1 protein-coding gene is annotated in these 814 nt (G+C 41.8%); it reads left to right on the top strand.

Translation table 11 applies throughout. The features are described from left to right. Positions 1 to 814, top strand: an 814-nt coding sequence (locus AC6CHH_RS16390; RefSeq protein ID WP_498284791.1) for a transposase, incomplete at both ends; no start/stop codon positions are given.

Here is an 814-nt window from a genome sequence, read left to right as displayed (position 1 = left end):
ATCGAAGCCAATGCAGGCAAGTATACCTTTGTTTGGAAAAAGGCCATTCAGACCAACAAGCTTAAGATGAAACAGCAATTGCAGGACATCTGGGATTACGCTTCGGTTATAGCCCAAAAGGAAGATGGGGAGCTCCCACCGGAACCCCCAACAAACAGAGAACTTAATAAGGAAAATCTAGAGGCTACTGTTGAGCGAATAAATGAAGTTCTTGGTAGCAGCAAAAAGGTGGACAAGAAACATCGGGCAAAACTTCTATACATCAAGAAAAACTTTGGCAATAACCTGGAGAAGTATGACAGGCAGGAGGAAACACTGGGTGAGCGCAATAGCTATAGTAAAACGGATACAGATGCGACTTTTATGCGCATGAAGGAAGATCATATGCTCAATGGCCAGCTCAAGCCAGGCTATAATGTTCAAATATCAACCTGCAATCAGTTTATTGTAAACTACAGCATCCATCCTGATGCGACGGATACCAATACCTTAAGATCCCATTTAGAACAACATATTGAATCCTATGGTGCAGCCCCTAAAATCCTTGTTGCCGATGCAGGATATGGTTCACAGGAGAACTTCGAGCTCTTAGAGAACTTAGGTACCCAAGCCTATGTGAAGTATGGCATGTTCGATAAACAACAACAGCACTCCTATAATAACAAGAAGCCATTCAGTTCTGACAAACTGTTTTACAATAAAGAACTCGATGTGGTGGTCTGTCCAATGGGCCAGCAAATGACATCAATCGGAAAGGTTCATAAGAAAACAAAATCAGGCTTTATCCAGACATATACCAGATATCAAGCAAAAA

Source organism: Sphingobacterium sp. GQ94 (assembly GCF_059758715.1).
The sequence above is the reverse complement of the archived record's forward strand: the minus strand, read 5'-3'. Positions and strand labels throughout refer to the sequence as shown.